A 15,945-nucleotide genomic window follows, 5' to 3' on the forward strand; every position below is an offset into this window, starting at 1 on the left:
CGGAACACAAGCCGAAGCCGGAAGGAAGCCGAAGCCGGAACCTGTCCCGAGTACGCCCGGAGCCCCGGAAGTCCCCCGGAGCCCGGGCGTACTCAGGCCGGTCCCCGCTCCCGGCCCACCGAAGCGGCGGCCGAGAGGAAGCCCGTCACCGCCCGGGACGCCGGGCCCCCGGCCCAGGCGACGTGGACGGTGCTCGGCTCACGTCCTCGACGGGCCGGACGACGACGTCGCCCAGCCGTGACCGTTCCTCCGCGACGGAGCGCGGCAGCAGCGCGACGCACTGCCCGAGCGCCACGACCGTGAGCAACTGGTGCCGGTCACCGACGAGCGGCACGGACGGGTTCGCCGGCGTCGGTGGTGCCGGCGGACCGCCACCACCGACGCCACCACCGCCACTGGCGGCCCCGTCCCGGCCCCTCCGGTACGCCCGGGTGCGCTCGTCGGCCCCCGCCCACTCCGGGAACACCTCACCGTCGAGGTCGGCCAGGGTCAGCCGCTGCCGGCCGGCCAGCCGGTGGCCGGCCGCTCATCCTGGTGCCCCTCGCCGGTTCGTGGTCGTCGTCCGTGGCTGTCGCGGCCCACTCGACAGCCACGGCCGGCGGAGGGGAAATGCCGCTTCGGTCCCGCCCTGTACCCGTGGGGTGTCACACGGAGTCGTCGGCGGCCGGGGAGAGGCGGCCTGGAAGAACGCCCGGCCCTGCGTCCTGCCCTGCACCCGGCTCCACGCCCTACTCCGTCCCCTGCCCTGCACCCGGCCCCGCGCCCACGACCCGGCCCGCGCGCGCGGCGATGTGGGCGGGCGGGGCGAAGTCCGCGGGGAGGACCGGGTCGATCACCGGCTCGCCGAAGGTGGTCACCATCGGCAGCACCCCCGCCCACAGGCCGAGCGCCGCGTCCTCGGAGTCGCCGTCGTCCGGCGGGCCGTCGGCGGTCTTCACCGAGGCCTCGGTGAGGTCGAGCGCGAGCAGCGCGGTCGCGGCCAGCTCCTTGCGGCTCGGCTGTCGCGCGTACTCCCACTGGCCCGGCGAGCTCTGCTCGGTCAGCGCCCGCAGGCCGCGGAGCTTCTCCTCCGGGTCGGTGACGATCTCGGGAACGCCGTAGATCATCGCGCAGCGGTAGTTGACCCCGTGCTCGAAGACGGAGCGGGCGAGGACGAGGCCGTCGACGTGCGTGACCGTGACGCAGACGGTGGTGTCGGGGGCCTGGACCAGGCTGCGGCTGGCGACCGAACCGTGCAGGTAGAGCCGGTCGCCGTCCACGCCGTACGCGGTCGGCACCACCATCGTCGTGCCGTCGACGGTGACGCCGAGGTGGCAGAGGAAGCCCGCGGCGAGCACGGCGTCCAGGTCGGCCCGCCGGTGACTGCCCTTGTGACGCATGCGGCGCAGCCGGGTCCGCTCGGTGACGGCCAGCTGGTCGTCGGCCTCGGTGGTCTCCGGGATCTCCGGGGGCTCCGTGGTCTCCGGCGTCTCGGGGGTCTCCGTGGTGGTGCTCATGGTGCCGTGCCCTCTCGTTCAGATGCAGGTGTGACGTGTTGTACGGGGAATCAGCCCGTCACCGCCACCGGTGCCCGCCTGTCGGAACGGCGGTGCGCCACCAGGGAATCGCAGATCTCGCCGGCGCGGACCGCGGCCATCGACAGCAGGTTGGCCGTGATGCCGTGCGAGTGCTCGGTGCCGCCCATCAGGTAGATCCCGGCCTCCACCTCGGGAGCGGTCTGCACCCGGTAGTCGCGGTGCACCCGCAGCCGGCCGTCCTCGTCGCGCGCGCAGGCGGCGTCGAGCTCGCCGAGCAGCCGGGCCGGGTCGGGCTCGGCGTAGCCGGTGGCGTAGACGACGGCGTCCGCGTCCATCGTCTCCGTCTCCCCCGTGGCGAGGTTCCGCACCTGGACGCGGACGCCGTCGGGGCCCTCCTCGACCTCGGTGAGCCGGGTGACGCCGAGGATCCGCAGCCGCTGCTCGCCGCGGACCTTCTCCTGGTACGAGCGCCGGTAGATCTCCTCGATGAGGTCCATGTCGACGACGCCGTAGTTGGTGTTGCGGTGGTAGTCCATGAGCGTGCGGCGGACGGACGGCTCGGCCCCGTGGTAGAGGTCGACGGCCTCCGGGTCGAAGATCCGGTTCGCGTACGGGCTGTCGTCGGCCGGGCTGTAGCCGTACCGCGTGTGGACGGCGACGACCTCGGCCCCCTCGTACGTCCGGTGGAGGTGGTCGGCGATCTCGGCGGCGCTCTGTCCGGCCCCGGCGACGACGAATCGGCGCGGGTTCGCGGTGGGCAGCGCGGCGAGCCGGTGCAGGAACTCGCTGCTGTGCCAGAGGCGTTCGGAGGACTCGACGCCCTCCGGGAGCCGGGGTACGAGGCCGGTGCCGATGACGAGGTTCCGCGCCCGGTAGGTGACGGCCTCCGACTCGGCGCCGCTGCCGGCCCCGCCGAGCGCGGCGACGTCGACCTCGACGACCGGACCGTCCTCGCCCGCCGCCCGGTCGGCCGGGCGGATGGCGGTGACCTCGAGGCCGTAACGGACCATGTGGTCCACGCCGTTCGCGGCCCACTGGAGGTAGTCGTGGAACTCCTCGCGGGTCGGGAAGAGCATCTTGTGGTTGATGAAGTCGACCAGCCGGCCCCGGTCATGGAGGTACGGCACGAAGCCGAAGCGGCTGCGCGGATTGCGCATCGTGGCCAGGTCCTTGAGGAACGAGACCTGCATGGTGGCGTCCGGCAGGAGCATGCCCCGGTGCCAGCCGAAGTTCGGCTGCTTCTCCAGGAAGACGGCGGTCAGTTCCTCGCCGGGCGCGGCCTGCTCGTTGTACTCCTCGACGGCGATCGCGAGGGCGAGGTTGGCGGGTCCGAAGCCGACACCGACGACGTCGTAGACGGGGGTGGTCTCGTTCGTGGTCTCGTTCATGGCGAAGTGCCTTTCGGTGGGAGGGGTTCAGGACGTACGCGTGCGGCCGGTGAGGGCGACGCAGCCGGCGGCGAGGAGCAGGGCGAACAGCAGCCCCGTACCGGCGAAGGAGAGGAAGACGGCCGCGATCAGCAGCGTCACGACGGCGGTCGCGCGCAGGGCCCGGCCGGTGCCGCGTGCCCGCAGGGCGGCCGCGGCGGCGGCCACGTACAGGAGCAGGAACGCGCTGCTGGTGACGACGAGCACCAGCTCCTCGCCCGTGCCGGTGAGCGTCAGGGCGCCGAGGACGGCCGCGTAGGCGAGGGCCAGCGCGACGGTCGCCCGCACGGGGCGGTCGGCCAGGGAGCGCGGCAGGATCCGCTCGCGGGCGGCGGCCCGGACGACCCGGGTGGCGCCCAGCACCCAGGCGTTGGTGGCGACCACCGCGAGCCCGAGGGCCAGGAGGTCGCCGGCGAGCGCACCGCCGTCGCCGAGCGAGGCGCCGAGGAGGGCGGTGATGACGACCGGCTCGTCGCCGGGAACGGCCAGGTAGGCGGCCGTCACCGCCGCGTAGAGCAGCCCGACGATGGGCACGGCCCAGCGGATCGCCCGCCGGTAGCTGCGGGCCGGGTCGTCGACCTGCTCGGCGAGGGTGGAGACGTTCTCCCAGCCGAGGAAGGAGAAGAAAGCGGTGACGACGGCGATGCCGACGCCGCCCCAGCCGTGCGTGAGGAACGGGGTGTACGCGCCCGCGTCGAACCGCGGCACCGCGAGCACCACGGCGCCGCCGAGGCCGAGCAGCAGCACGATCAGGGCCACGGCCTGGACGCGGGCGCCGGCGGTGAGCCCGAGCAGCGTGAACGCGGCGGACAGCGCCATGAAGCCGATCGCGATCGGATACACCGGCCCGTCGGGCTGCCCGAGCAGGCCGAGCAGGCAGCGGGCGGACACGATGCCCATCACCGGATTCCCGATGACGTACGTGGCGACCAGCAGCAGCGCCGCCGCCCGCCCCGGACGGCGCCCGAAACCGGCCTCCACCATCGCGGCGAGACCCGAGGCGTCGGGGCGCCAGGCCGACATCTCCGCGAAGAAACGGGCGAAGGGGTACGAGCTGAGGGCGAGCGCCAGCCACGCGAGCAGCGCGGCGGGCCCGGCCTGCCGCTCGGTCAGGCCCGGTACGAGAAGAATGCCGGTCCCGACGAGACTGCTGACGTAGAACACGACGAGCGCGCGCACGCCGAGGGGGGGACCGGCCTGGGCCTGGGCGGCGGCGGGCCGCTGCAGGAGATCGGTCATGGTGTCACCTCCGATGAATGTCGATCACGAACACCGGCCGCGGCCGCCGCGCTCCGCCACCCGCGTTGTGGGCAGTTGTTCCGCTGGGGCGATGGGGTTCCCCCCTGCTCGAGCGGAGCCGAGAGCTCGGGGGAGGGTGGGCACAACGGACGGCGCCCCGTGCCGGGCCTGGGCTTTCGCGCCCCGACCCGCACCACGTCGTGCGGCTCCGCGGGGGTGCGGGTCCACGAACAGGGGGCGGAGGCGCCGCCGAGGGCGCCGTCCCGTGTGCCCGCCCGTCCCGCCCTGCGGGACGATTGCCCACACGGGCGGTGGCCGCGGGTCCGGGCCCAAGCGAGGCCGAGGCCCGCGGCGAGCGGCCCCGCGAAGCCGAGGCCCGGGGCGGGCGGCACCGCAAAGCCGCGGCGCCGGGCGGGCGGCACCGTGAGGCCGGTGTGCCTCACCTGCCCCCCAGCACGTCCAGCGCCTCCGCCGCCGCGAGTTCCGCCGCCGCCGGTGCCGTCTTGAAGCCCGCCCCCGACCACCCCGTCGCGAGGACGATCCGGCTGTCGGACCGTTCGCGGCCGAGGTGGGGGCGGGAGTGCGGGGTGTAGAGGTCGACGCCCTGGCGTCCGCCGAGGAAGCGGGTCGCGGGGTCGGCGAGCCAGGGCCACCGCGCGGCCGCGCCCTGGCGGATGTACGCCACGTGCTCGTCGGTCAGCGTGGCGAGCCCGCCCGGGGGTACGTCCCATTCGTCGACGGGCCGCCCGGCCATGTAGCCGCCGGCCGCCTCCCCGGTGAGCTGGGGCCGCCCCCAGACGCCGCTGACCATGTCGACGACGGTCGGCAGGCCGGCCGTGGCGGGGTGGTGGAAGAAGCCGTACCGGATGCTCTTGGTGCGTCCGGCGTGAGCGCCGCTCAGCCGGTGCCCGGCGATCTCACCGGTTCCGCCGCCGGCCGCGAGGACGACGGCGAAGGCCTCGACGGGTCCTCCGGGTTCGAGGAGGACGCGGACGCGGTCGGCCCCGGGCGGGGCGTCCAGTTCGCGTACCCGGGCGGGCAGCAGCCGGGCCCCGTGGGCGAGGGCGCGGTCGCGGTAGACGCGCGCGGTGCGGGGCGGGTCGGCGTAGCCGGCCTCGGGTTCCCAGACGGCGGCGGTGACGCCGTCGACGGAGAGTCCGGGGAAGCGGTCGGCGAGCACGCCCGGTTCCAGCAGCTCGGCGGGCACACCGGCCCCGTTGAGCTCGGCGACGCCCTTCTCGGCCTGTTCGAGGTCGGCGTCGCCGCAGAGGACGAGCGACCCGGTGGTCATGAAGCCGTACGGCCCCGGCGCGAGCGCGGCGGGCCCCCAGGCGAGGTGGTGGCTGCGGAGGGCGAGCCCGCGCAGGTACGGGTCGGCCTCGAAGGACCGGACGAGCCCGCCGGACCAGGCGGTGGCGTGGTCCTGGCGTCCGTCCATGGGTGCGACGAGCGCGACGCGTGCGCCGTGCCGGGCGAGGACGGAGGCGGTGGCGGCCCCGACGACCCCGGCGCCGACGACGATGACGTCGTAGGCCCGCCCGTGCCGTCCGGCGGTACGGGTCGGCGCCCCGGCCACGGCGGACACGGACACGGGCACGGGCACGAAGTCCCATCCCACGCTCCCGGCCTCGGGCTCGCCGAGCGCGGTGAACCCCCGGTCGGCGTGGGCCCGTACGGCGGCGAGGAGGGTGCGTCCGGTGCGTCCCGGGTCCTCGGAGAGCGCGGCGGTGGCGGCCGCGAAGGCCGCGTCCACGTGGGCTTCGGGCCCGCCGCGCATCCGGGCGACGGACGCGGACGCGCCGCCGGCCGCCGGGGCACCGAGCAGGGCGGCGAACTCGTCCACCGCGCAGTCGTCGGTGAACCAGAACGCGCCCGTGAACCCGGCCGCCCGCCACTCCCGGCCCACCCGCGCGGCCCCGACGTGGGTGCCGCAGACGACGAGCGCGGTGAGCTTGGCGGCGTCCCGCCCCGCGGGCCCGTCGAGGACGTCAAGCCCTGGTGCTTCTCCGGCGAGGACGGCCGGCACGGCCACGGCACCCGTCGCGGGCCCGCTGCCGTCGGAGACGACGGCCCCCGACGGGACGGCGGGCCGGACGGCCGTCGAGGCGTCCCGTACGAGCGGGGTGGACCGGGCGCGCGTCGACGCGTCCCGTACGAGCAGGGAGGACCGCGCGGCCGTCGACGCGTCCCGTACGAGCAGGGCGAGCCGCTCCCCGTACGCGCTGCCGTCGTGCGTGACGGCGACCCGGGTGTGTCCCGCGTCCCGTACGGCGGCGAGCAGGTCGACCGCCTGGGCGCGGTCGTCCGGGCACCAGCGCAGGAGGGTGCCGGCGCTGTCGGCGAGCAGGCCGGGCGTGGTGGCCAGCGGGAGGAGGACGGGGAGTCCGGCCGCCCGGTAGACGGGCAGGGCCGCCGCCGCGCCGGCGCTGTTGAAGTGCCCGACGACCAGCGCGTGGCGGCCTTCGGCGACGACCGCCTCGGCGATCTGCCGGGCCGTCTCGGCCTCGCCCCGGTCGTCGTACAGCTCCCAGTTCACGGCCGCCCCGTACCGCTCGGCGGCCCGCTCCAGGTGCTCGCCCCAGGCGGCGCGGGGCCCGGAGAAGGGCCCGACGACGGCGCCGCGCGGCAGAGCCTCGTCCACCGGAGCGTGCTCAAGCACTGAAGACCGCCCCGGGCCAGGCCGCCACCGGCGTCCCCGGGGCGAGCGCCGCGAGGGCCTCCGCGTCCACCCGGCGCGGTTCCGGCGCGAGGCCGAGGAGGGCGGCGAGCCGGGCCGAGCCGTACGGCAGGGCGGGCGCGGCCCAGGCCGACAGCGCGGCGGCGACGGCGAGCTGGGCGGAGAGCGCGGAGCGGTGGGCGGAGGTGCCTTCCGGGCGCTCGGCCTCGAAGCCGTTCACGTAGCCGAAGTCCTCGGCGAGGCACACCACTTCGTCGAGCAGCGCGATCGCGCGCCGCGCGTCGTACCCCTCGATCCCGTACGCCTCCCTCAACTGGCCGACCGCCTCGGCCAGTCGGGCGCGCAGCCGTTCCCAGGCCGGTCCCTGCGGCGCCTCGGCCGGTGCGGTTCCGTCGGAGGACTCGGCGACGGCGGTGAGCAGTCGGCCGAGCCAGCCGTCCCAGCGCTCGGCGAGCCGGGTGCGGCTGAGTTCCAGGGCGGCCGAACTGAAGCTGGTCTGGCGCCCGTTGGGCCGGTCGGAGAGGACGTGGTAGCGGAGCACGTCCGCGCTCGTCCGGGCGAGTTCCTCGTGCGCCCAGATGGCGTGGCGCCTGCTGGTGGAGAACTTGAGCCCTTCGAGCCGGTAGAACTCGTTGACGACGAAGGCCCGGGGCAGCGCGATCTCGGGGTCGTACGCCCGGAAGGCGGCCGGGAAGAGCAGGGCGTGGAAGTAGCCGTTGTCGAAGCCGAAGAACTGGACGGGCGCGGGGGCGGGTCCGGTCTCGCCGGCGCCGGTCCACTCCAGGAGGTAGCCGGGGGCCATCTCGAACCAGACGTAGATCCGCTGGTCGGTGAAGCCCGCGACGGGCACCGGGACGCCCCACTCGGAGGGGTGGCTGACGGCGATCTCGGGGAGGCCGTCGGCGCGCATCCGCTCGCAGAGGGAGCGCAGGTGCGGCGGCATGTCGACCTGCTCCCAGAAGGCGGCGAGCTGCTCCTCCCAGGGGGCGAGGGGGAAGTACAGCCGCTCGCAGTCGCGGAGTTCGGGGGTGGCGCCGCAGCCGGTGCAGACCGGGTCGGCGAGGTCGGCGCAGTCGTTGGGGCGGCCGCAGGGCTCGCAGGCGTTGCCGTTGGAGCCGGAGCCGCAGTGCGGGCAGTCGCCCTTGAGGTAGGCCTCGTACAGCCAGCGCTCGCAGTCGGCACAGTACGGGAGCGGTCGCGTACGGGCGACGATGTGCCCGGCGTCGTACAGGCGGCCGAAGAACTCCTGGACGGCCGACTGGTAGCCGACGTCGCGGCGCGGGCGGACGATCGCGTCGAAGTCGGCACCGGCCTGCCGCCACACGGACTCGATGGAGGCGCCGTAGCCGTCGGCGACCTCCTCGCCCTTGCGCCCGCCGTCGTTCATGCCGCGCACGGGCACGTAGCTCTGGTGGTCGTCGAGGCCCGTGGTGTAGCGGACGGGACCGGTGCCTTCGGCGGCGAGGAAGCGGCGCAGGACGTCGCCGGCGAGGTAGGGCCCGGCGAGGTGGCCGATGTGGAGGTCGCCGTTGGGAGTGGGCGGGGTGGCGGTGATCCAGTGCGTCGCGCTCACGCGGCGACCTCCTCGGTGGCGGTGTCGGTGTCGGTGTCGGTGCGGACGGCGGGCTCGCGCAGCGGCCAGTAGAGGGAGACCCAGCTCAGCTCGGAGTCACCGGTGTTGTGGACGACGTGTTCCTGGTTCCGGGGCAGCACGACGATGTCGCCCGCGCGGAACGGCGGCTCGAGCGCGCCGTCGAGGGTCACGCTGCCGGTGCCGGACAGGATGATCATGACCTCGTCCTGGTTGTGGCAGTCGGGGTCGGAGTCCCCGCCGGGCCGCAGGAAGCAGGCCATCGCCCCGACGGGCGGCTCGGCGTCCCCGCCCGGCCACGGGATGAGCCGCTGGCAGGCGAGCCCGAACTCCTCGGTGGCGGCGGTGCGGTCGATACGGAAGCGGCGGTCGGCCATGGGGGCGGCTCCGGGGTTCGGGACGAGGTCGCGGTACGGAGTGGGGGCGAGGGCCGGTTCTCCGGGCGGCAGGATGGGCGAGGTGAAGGGCATGGGGTCTCCTGGGACGGCGGGCACGGTCGGAGCGGCCCCGGACGTCAGGGGGCCTGGGGGCGGAAGTCGGTGGGTGCGGCGACGCGGAGGCTGCCGGCGCGGTGGTGGCTACCGGGGGCCGAGACCCGTCACCGAGGTGACCGGGATGCGGGCGAGGCCGGCCATGACCTGGCGGGGGCCGGCCCCCCACCCGTACCGCTGCTTGAGCGGCGCGACGTGGGTGGCGATGAGCGCGAGGAGGGGCGCGAGGTCGGTGGGCGTGGCGCCGAGGAGGGCGAGCAGTTGCTCGGTACGGGTCAGGCCGGCGCCCGGGCCGATCCCGTGCACGGCGGCGTCCTGCCAGGTGGCGCCGGCGCTCCCGGCGACGACGGTGTTGTGCAGGGCGAAGCCCTGGTTGTCGTGGGCGTGGATGCCGACGGGGGCGGACACGGCGGCGCGGGTGGACTGGACGAGTTCGATGACGCGTTCGGGGCGGAGCGAGCCGAGGGAGTCGACGAGGAAGACGGCGTCGAGCGGGCCGAGCGCCGCGCTGTCGCCGAGGCAGCGGTCGAGTTCCGGGTAGGAGGCGAGGTCGATGTGGGTGAGGAAGAGACAGACGCCGAAGCCGGCTTCCCGCAGGCGGTGCAGCGGGGCGGCGGCGCGGGCCACCCGGTCGTAGCGGACGGCGAGGCGGACGAGGCCGACGGGCACCGGTCCGGTGGCGAGGGCGTCGGCGATCCGCCCGGCGGAGGCCGTGGCGGCGGCGTCCGTGGCGGGCAGGCCCGCGGTGTCGAGGAGGACGGAGAAGCGGGGTCCGTAGCGCTCGGGGAGCGGGACCGGCAGCAGCGCGCCGCGCGGGGCGGAGCGGTCGGCGGGGTCGTGGACGCTGCCCAGCTCGATGACGTCGATGCCGACCCGCGCGCAGACCGCGAGGTAGTCGGCGGCCAGCGCGGGGGGTACGGATCCGCCGGTGAGCCGTCCGCCGGTGCGCAGGGTGCAGTCGAGCAGGGTCATCCGGTCACCCCCAGCCGGTGTCGTTGGTGCCGGCGCCGGCGGCGGGGGCACCCCAGCCGGTGTCGTAGGCGCCGGTGAGGACGGCCGCGCCCCAGCCGGTGTCGTCGGTGCCGGTGCCGCCGGCGATCCGGTCGGTGGTGACGGTGGCGAGGCCGGCGAGGCCGACGACCAGGGTGGTGAGGAGGGTGCTGCGGATCCGCCGCTTCATGTCGTGTGCTCTCTTTCCGCTTCCGCGAGGTGTAAGTCGTGGGTTTCCGTGGTGGGTTGCGAGCTTCGCGGGCTGTGCGAGCTTGATGCGCTTTGACCTTGTGGGCGGTGGAACGAACGTATCCGCGGGGGCATGACTATGGGGCGGACTGCATGCCTCATTAGGCTGCATGGCAGCAAGAGGACGCTGTCACAAACGGGGGAAAAGGTGGCGATACAAGACATGGCGAAGGCCCGAGGCGACGCCGGAGGCCCGGAGGGAACACCGGGTGCGGAGACAACGGCGGAGCCGACGGCGGGTACGACGACCGACGGGGACTCCCACGACCCCCTGACCCGCGTCTACACCTGCCTCCTGGCCCGGGACCCGGCCCACCCGCCGGCGCACCCCGCCGACCTCGCGGCGGAACTGGACCTGCCGCTCGCCCGGGTGGAGTCGGCCGTCTCGGCGCTCCTCGACATGGGCCTGCTGCGCCGGACCCCGGAGCGGGCGGTGCTCCCGGTGGCGCCGGACGAGGCCGTCCAGCGCACTCTGGGGCCGCTGGAGCGCGAGATGCGCGCCCGGCGCCAGCACATGGAACGCACCCGCGAACAGCTGATGGCGTTCATGCCGCTGTACGAGTCCCATCTGCTCCGCCTGACGCACCTGCGGCAGGCGGAGTACGTGGAGCTGCTCACCGATCTGCGTGCGGTGCGGGAGGCGATCACCGAGCTGGGCCGGACCTGCGAGCGCGAGGTCATGACGGCGCAGCCGGGCGGCGGCCGGCGGGCGGAGGTCCTCGAGGAGGCGGTGGCGCGCGACGAGGAACTCCTGGGCCGCGGCGTCCGGATGCGCGTCCTGTACCAGCACACGGCCCGCTTCTCCTCGGGCACGTGTGCCTACGTGGAGCGGGTGGGGCGGCTGGGTGCCCAGGTCCGCACCCTGGACGACGAGTTCATGCGGATGCTCGTCTTCGACCGCGCGACGGCGGTCATCCCGGTGCCGGACAACCCGAACGCGGCGGTCCTGATCCGCGAGCCGCACGTGGTCGCGTTCATGGTGGGGGCGTACGAACGGCTGTGGCTGGAGGCGCTGCCGTTCGAGACGGAGTGGGACCGGCAGACCATCATGGACATCTCCGACGAGCTGAAGCAGACCATCGTCCGCCTGCTCACGGAGGGCCTCACCGACGCGGCGATCGCGCGCCGCCTGGGCCTGTCCGTCCGCAGCTGCCGCCGCCACGTCGCCGACGTGATGGCCGCGCTCGGCGCCGAGAGCCGGTTCCAGGCCGGTTATCTCCTGGCCCAGCAGGAGCGCGAGCAGCCAAGCTTCTGACGTCACCCGTACGTGGTGAAGAAGGGCCTGCGGTCACCCTGCGGACACCGCCGGGGCATAGGGTCCGTGCAGACAGCAGCCAGAGGACGAAGTCAGGGTGGAAATGAGCGACTTGGCGACCGAGGAGCGATCGGACCGGGAGGGCCCGGAGGAAGGCCCTCCGACCGGAGCGGCCGGGGGCCGGAAACGGCGCCGCCCGTTCTGGGTCGAGCTCCCGTTCCTCGCCGGGATCGCGCTGGGGCTGGCCTTCCTGATCAAGACGTTCCTGCTCCAGGCGTTCCTGATCCCTTCGGGCTCGATGCAGAACACCCTGCAGGTCGACGACCGGGTGCTGGTGGACAAGCTCACGCCGTGGTTCGGCTCGGAACCCGACAGGGGTGAGGTCGTGGTCTTCCGCGACCCCGGCGACTGGCTGGCGGGACGGCCGGCGCAACAGCCCAGCACGGCACAGAAGTTCCTGGGCTTCGTGGGCCTGATGCCCGCGGCCGGGGAACAGCACCTGATCAAGCGGGTCATCGGCGTCGCGGGCGACACGGTCGAGTGCGCGGGCGAGGGCCCCCTGAAGGTGAACGGCAAGCCGCTGACGGAGCCGTACGTCTTCGCGGGGAACACGGCCTGCAGCACGGACGCGGGCGGCCAGTTCAAGGTCACGGTGCCGGCCGGCCACCTCTGGGTGATGGGCGACCACCGCCAGGCCTCACAGGACTCCCGCTACCACCAGAACGACCCGCACGGCGGCATGGTCCCCCTGCCGGACGTGGTGGGCCGCGCCGTGGTGATCGCCTGGCCGATCCCCCACTGGTCGACCCTCCCGGTCCCGGACACCTTCGACCAGCCGAACCTCACCCCCTGACCGGCCGACCCGGACAGCGGAAGGACCGGGCCGGACGAACTCCGACCCGGACAACGGAAGGGCCGGGCCGGACGAACTCCGACCCGGCCCGGTTCCACCCGGTCCGCTCACGCATCGCGGCGCAGACCGTTCCCACGGCGCGCCCTCACACGACGGCCGCCGTCCGGACATGAAAAAACCCCAGGTCACGGCGAGTGAGTCCTGGGGTAATTCCGAGCCGCCTTCGGGATTCGAACCCGAGACCTACGCATTACGAGTGCGTTGCTCTGGCCAACTGAGCTAAGGCGGCGCGCTGTGCAGACCCATCGTGGGTGCAGCAGCGTCGCCAAGTCTACACAGTTTCCGGAGGTGCTCCGACCACCCCCGGAACCGGCCTACGAGCAGCGCTTTCCGTCCGTCGGAGGGGTGCCTTCGAGGAGGTAGGTGTTGATCGCCGTGTCGATGCAGTCGCTGCCCCGGCCGTACGCGGTGTGGCCGTCGCCCTCGTAGGTCAGCAGGGTGCCCGAGGAGAGCTGGGCGGCCAGGGACTGGGCCCAGTGGTACGGGGTGGCCGGGTCGCGGGTGGTGCCGACGACCAGGATCGGGGCGGCGCCCTCCGCGGTGATGCGGTGCGGGTGGCCGGTGGGCCGGGTGGGCCAGTAGGTGCAGTTGAGGGCGGCCCAGGCGAGGCCCGCGCCGAAGACCGGGGAGGCCTTCTCGAAGGACGGAACGGCCTTCTCGACGTCGGCCGGGCCGGTGTAGGCGGGCGGCAGGTCCAGGCAGTTCACGGCGGCGTTGGCGAACATGAGGTTGGCGTACGTGCCGTCCGCCTCGCGCTCGTAGTAGCTGTCGGCCAGTGCGAGGAGGCCGGAGCCGTCGCCGCCGATCGCCCGGGTGAGGGCCTCGCGCAGCTGGGGCCAGGCCCCCTCGTCGTACATGGCGGCGATCACGCCCGTGGTCGCGAGGGACTCGCCGAGCTCGCGGCTCTCGCCCGTGGGCACGGGCTTGGCGTCCACGTCCCGGAAGAACTTCTTCATCGCCTCTGTGGCCGCGTCGACGGACTCCGTGCCCAGGGGGCAGTCCGGCTTGCGGATGCAGTCGGCGGCGAAGGCGCGGAAGGAGGTCTCGAAGCCGCCCGTCTGGTCCCGGTTGAGGTCGAGCGCGGAGAGCGAGGGGTCCATCGCCCCGTCGAGGACGAGCCGGCCGACCCGGTCGGGGAACAGCTCGGCGTAGGTGGCGCCGAGGAACGTGCCGTAGGACGCCCCCACATAGGCGAGCTTCCGGTCGCCGAGCACCGCCCGCAGGATGTCCATGTCGCGGGCCGTCTCGACCGTGGAGACATGGGGCAGGACCTTCCCCGAGCGCTTCGCGCAGCCCGCCGCGAACTCCTTGAAGGCGGCGCTCAGCGCGTTGGTCTCCGCGCTGTCGTCGGGGGTCTGGTCGACCTGCGTGTACGTGTCCATCTGCGGGCCCGTCAGGCACTCGACCGGCTCGCTGCGGGCCACTCCGCGCGGGTCGACGGCCACCATGTCGTAGCGGGCGCGGACGGGCGCCGGGTAGCCGATGCCCGCGTACCCCTGGAGGTAGCCGACGGCGGAGCCGCCGGGGCCGCCCGGGTTGACCAGGAGCGAGCCGAGCCGCTTGCCGGGGCCGGTGGCCCGGGCCCGGGAGACCGCGAGCTCGACCTCCTCCCCGTCCGGCTTCGCGTAGTCCAGCGGGGCGCGCAGGGTCGCGCACTGGAAACCCTCGACGCCGCAGTCGCGCCACTTCAGCTTCTGGTCGTAGTACTTCTTCAGCTTCGGCGCCTGGGGCGGGGACGCGGGGGCCGGCGCGGTCGTCCGGGACGCGGCGGCGTCGCTTCCGCCCGAGCAGCCGGAAAGGATCAGCCCGGCGGCCGCGAGGGCCGTGGCGGACGTACGGAGCAAGCGCCTGGAATCCATCCCCGGAGCGTATCCGGACGGGTACGGACCGTGTCCAATCGCCCGGAGCCGGGCTGCCGGAACGGGCGGCCGCCGGCCCCTCGGGCTCCCCGGCCACCCACGCCGCCCACCTCCGGTCTAGCCCCGCAGCTCCATCGTCATCGCCTCCACCGCGAGCAGCGGAGCCACGTTCCGGTCGAGGGCCTCGCGGCAGGCGAGGATCGCCTCGATGCGGCGCAGGGTCCGCTCCGGGGTGCTGTCCCGGGCGATCCGCTCCAGCGCGTCCCGCACGTCCGTGTTCGCCAGGGCCGAGCGGGAGCGGAGCTGGAGGGCCAGGACGTCACGGTAGAAGCCGGTCAGGTCGCTGAGCGCGAGGTCCAGGCTGTCGATCTGGGTCCGCTTCTTGCGCCGCTTCTGGTCCGCCTCCAGGTCCTTCATCACACCGGCCGTGCCACGCGGCAGCCGCCCGCCCGGAGCCACCCCGAGAGCCGCCTTCAGCTCCTCGGTCTCCCGGTTGTCGGCCTCCTCCGCCACCTGGTTCGCGTCCTCGGTCGCCGTGTCGATCAGCTCCTGGGCGGCCTTGAGGCAGCCCCCGACGTCATCGACCCGCAGCGGCACCTTGAGGACGGCGGCGCGGCGCGCGCGGGCCCGCTCGTCGGTCGCGAGCCGCCGGGCCCGGTCGATGTGCCCCTGCGTGGCCCGGGCGGCGGAGTGCGCCGTCTCCGGATCGATGCCGTCGCGCCGTACGAGCACGTCGGCGACCGCTTCCACCGGCGGCGTCCGGAGGTTCAGGTGGCGGCAGCGGGAGCGGATCGTGGGCAGGACGTCCTCGATCGAGGGCGCGCAGAGCAGCCAGACCGTGCGGGAGGCGGGCTCCTCCACGGCCTTCAGGACCGCGTTGGCCGACTTCTCGTTCAGCCGCTCGGCGTCGGCCACCAGAATGATCTGCCAGCGGCCGTTCGCCGGCGCCGTGTACGACTTGCGGACGGTGTCACGCATGTCCTCGACCCGGACCACGGCACCGACGGCGGTGACCGTGGTGACGTCCGCGTGGGTGCCGACCAGGGTCGTGTGGCAGCCGGTGCAGAAGCCGCAGCCGGGCGCCCCGCCCAGGGCACGATCGGGGCTCACGCACTGCAGCGCGGCGGCGAACGCCCGCGCCGCGGTCTCCACCCCCGACCCCGGCGGGCCGGTGAAGAGCCAGGCGTGGGTCATCTTGGAGGCCTCGGGGGCCGGCTCGCCGGCGGCGTGGGCGGTCACGAGCGCGTCGGCGTCGCGCGCGGCGGCGGCGAGCTGCTCCTCGACCCTGGTCTGTCCGACCAGGTCGTCCCATACGGCCATGTCTGCCCCTCCTCAGGTACGTCCTCCATTGTGGGGCAGCGCTCTGACAACCCCCGCCGCCTGTGGAGGAACACCTGCCCTCAGGCCTCGGTGTGCGGCCGGGTCAGCCACAGGCCGACCGCCGAGCCGAGCAGGACCACTCCCGTGCCGACGCTTCCGACGATCTGGAGGGCGCCGGTCCAGCCGGCGAAGGTGCTGATGAAGACGTTGGCCAGAACGCTCGCGGCGAGCAGCAGCCAGAGAAGGGCACGCATGGGATTCCTCCGTGGATGGGGTTTGCGGGGTGGTCCGGGTCGGTCCCGGGGTGGTCCTCGGTCGTTCCCGACGACCCTTCGATCCTGGTCCGCGCGCCGTCCGCGCACAGCGGTGCCCGCCCCCGAAGCGATGGTGTAGCCCGCTCCACCGCCTCCCCCGGAA

13 protein-coding genes and 1 tRNA gene are annotated in these 15,945 nt (G+C 74.3%); 2 read left to right on the forward strand and 12 right to left on the reverse strand.

Annotation, left to right across the window (positions count from 1 at the left end; translation table 11 throughout):
- Window positions 1-728: 728 nt before the first annotated feature.
- From ACN9M0_RS16110 to ACN9M0_RS16145, 8 genes are all read right to left on the reverse strand, one after another.
- The gene (locus tag ACN9M0_RS16110) at window positions 729-1,496 is read right to left on the reverse strand and encodes a pyridoxamine 5'-phosphate oxidase family protein (RefSeq protein ID WP_426403796.1); all 768 of its coding nucleotides are present in this window, start codon (window positions 1,494-1,496) and stop codon (window positions 729-731) included.
- Between the two features lie 50 nt (window positions 1,497-1,546).
- Window positions 1,547-2,905 carry a lysine N(6)-hydroxylase/L-ornithine N(5)-oxygenase family protein gene (locus tag ACN9M0_RS16115; RefSeq protein ID WP_366036880.1) on the reverse strand — a complete coding sequence of 453 codons (1,359 nt, stop codon included), beginning with the start codon at window positions 2,903-2,905 and terminating at the stop codon, window positions 1,547-1,549.
- Window positions 2,906-2,932: 27 nt separating this feature from the next.
- Entirely contained in the window at window positions 2,933-4,183 is a 1,251-nt protein-coding gene (locus ACN9M0_RS16120) for an APC family permease (protein WP_366036881.1), read from the reverse strand.
- Window positions 4,184-4,622: 439 nt separating this feature from the next.
- On the reverse strand, window positions 4,623-6,824 hold the full coding sequence (locus ACN9M0_RS16125) for an FAD-dependent oxidoreductase (protein WP_426403797.1): 2,202 nt from the start codon (window positions 6,822-6,824) through the stop codon (window positions 4,623-4,625).
- Between the two features lie 10 nt (window positions 6,825-6,834).
- On the reverse strand, window positions 6,835-8,433 hold the full coding sequence (locus tag ACN9M0_RS16130; RefSeq protein ID WP_426403798.1) for a class I tRNA ligase family protein: 1,599 nt from the start codon (window positions 8,431-8,433) through the stop codon (window positions 6,835-6,837).
- A complete protein-coding gene (locus ACN9M0_RS16135) occupies window positions 8,430-8,921 on the reverse strand; it encodes a cupin domain-containing protein (RefSeq protein ID WP_366036884.1) in 492 nt (163 codons plus the stop codon). Before ACN9M0_RS16135 ends, ACN9M0_RS16130 begins: the two co-directional genes overlap by 4 nt.
- A gap of 108 nt (window positions 8,922-9,029) precedes the next feature.
- Complete coding sequence (locus tag ACN9M0_RS16140; RefSeq protein ID WP_366036885.1) at window positions 9,030-9,914, reverse strand: hypothetical protein; 885 nt, start codon at window positions 9,912-9,914, stop codon at window positions 9,030-9,032.
- A 4-nt stretch (window positions 9,915-9,918) separates the two neighbouring features.
- Window positions 9,919-10,122, reverse strand: coding sequence for a hypothetical protein (locus ACN9M0_RS16145; protein ID WP_366036887.1), 204 nt, complete (start codon window positions 10,120-10,122; stop codon window positions 9,919-9,921).
- A 222-nt stretch (window positions 10,123-10,344) separates the two neighbouring features.
- Here ACN9M0_RS16145 and ACN9M0_RS16150 point away from each other — a divergent pair, with 222 nt between their 5' ends.
- Together ACN9M0_RS16150 and lepB are read left to right on the forward strand one after the other, a co-directional pair.
- Window positions 10,345-11,436: a helix-turn-helix transcriptional regulator gene (locus ACN9M0_RS16150; RefSeq protein WP_366036888.1), complete on the forward strand. Its 1,092-nt coding sequence runs from the start codon at window positions 10,345-10,347 to the stop codon at window positions 11,434-11,436.
- A gap of 103 nt (window positions 11,437-11,539) precedes the next feature.
- The gene (lepB, locus tag ACN9M0_RS16155) at window positions 11,540-12,289 is read left to right on the forward strand and encodes a signal peptidase I (protein ID WP_366036889.1); all 750 of its coding nucleotides are present in this window, start codon (window positions 11,540-11,542) and stop codon (window positions 12,287-12,289) included.
- Window positions 12,290-12,504: 215 nt separating this feature from the next.
- Here the strand turns inward: lepB and ACN9M0_RS16160 are convergent.
- The 4 genes from ACN9M0_RS16160 to ACN9M0_RS16175 all read right to left on the reverse strand — a co-directional run bounded on the left by ACN9M0_RS16160 (window position 12,505) and on the right by ACN9M0_RS16175 (window position 15,782).
- A tRNA-Thr gene (locus tag ACN9M0_RS16160) sits at window positions 12,505-12,578 on the reverse strand.
- An 85-nt stretch (window positions 12,579-12,663) separates the two neighbouring features.
- On the reverse strand, window positions 12,664-14,208 hold the full coding sequence (locus ACN9M0_RS16165; RefSeq protein ID WP_366036890.1) for an alpha/beta hydrolase: 1,545 nt from the start codon (window positions 14,206-14,208) through the stop codon (window positions 12,664-12,666).
- A gap of 117 nt (window positions 14,209-14,325) precedes the next feature.
- Window positions 14,326-15,528: a DNA polymerase III subunit delta' gene (locus ACN9M0_RS16170; RefSeq protein WP_366036891.1), complete on the reverse strand. Its 1,203-nt coding sequence runs from the start codon at window positions 15,526-15,528 to the stop codon at window positions 14,326-14,328.
- An 80-nt stretch (window positions 15,529-15,608) separates the two neighbouring features.
- A complete protein-coding gene (locus tag ACN9M0_RS16175) occupies window positions 15,609-15,782 on the reverse strand; it encodes a hypothetical protein (protein WP_366036892.1) in 174 nt (57 codons plus the stop codon).
- Window positions 15,783-15,945: the final 163 nt, after the last annotated feature.

It is taken from the genome of Streptomyces sp. R-07 (assembly GCF_049913175.1).
GTDB lineage: Bacteria > Actinomycetota > Actinomycetes > Streptomycetales > Streptomycetaceae > Streptomyces.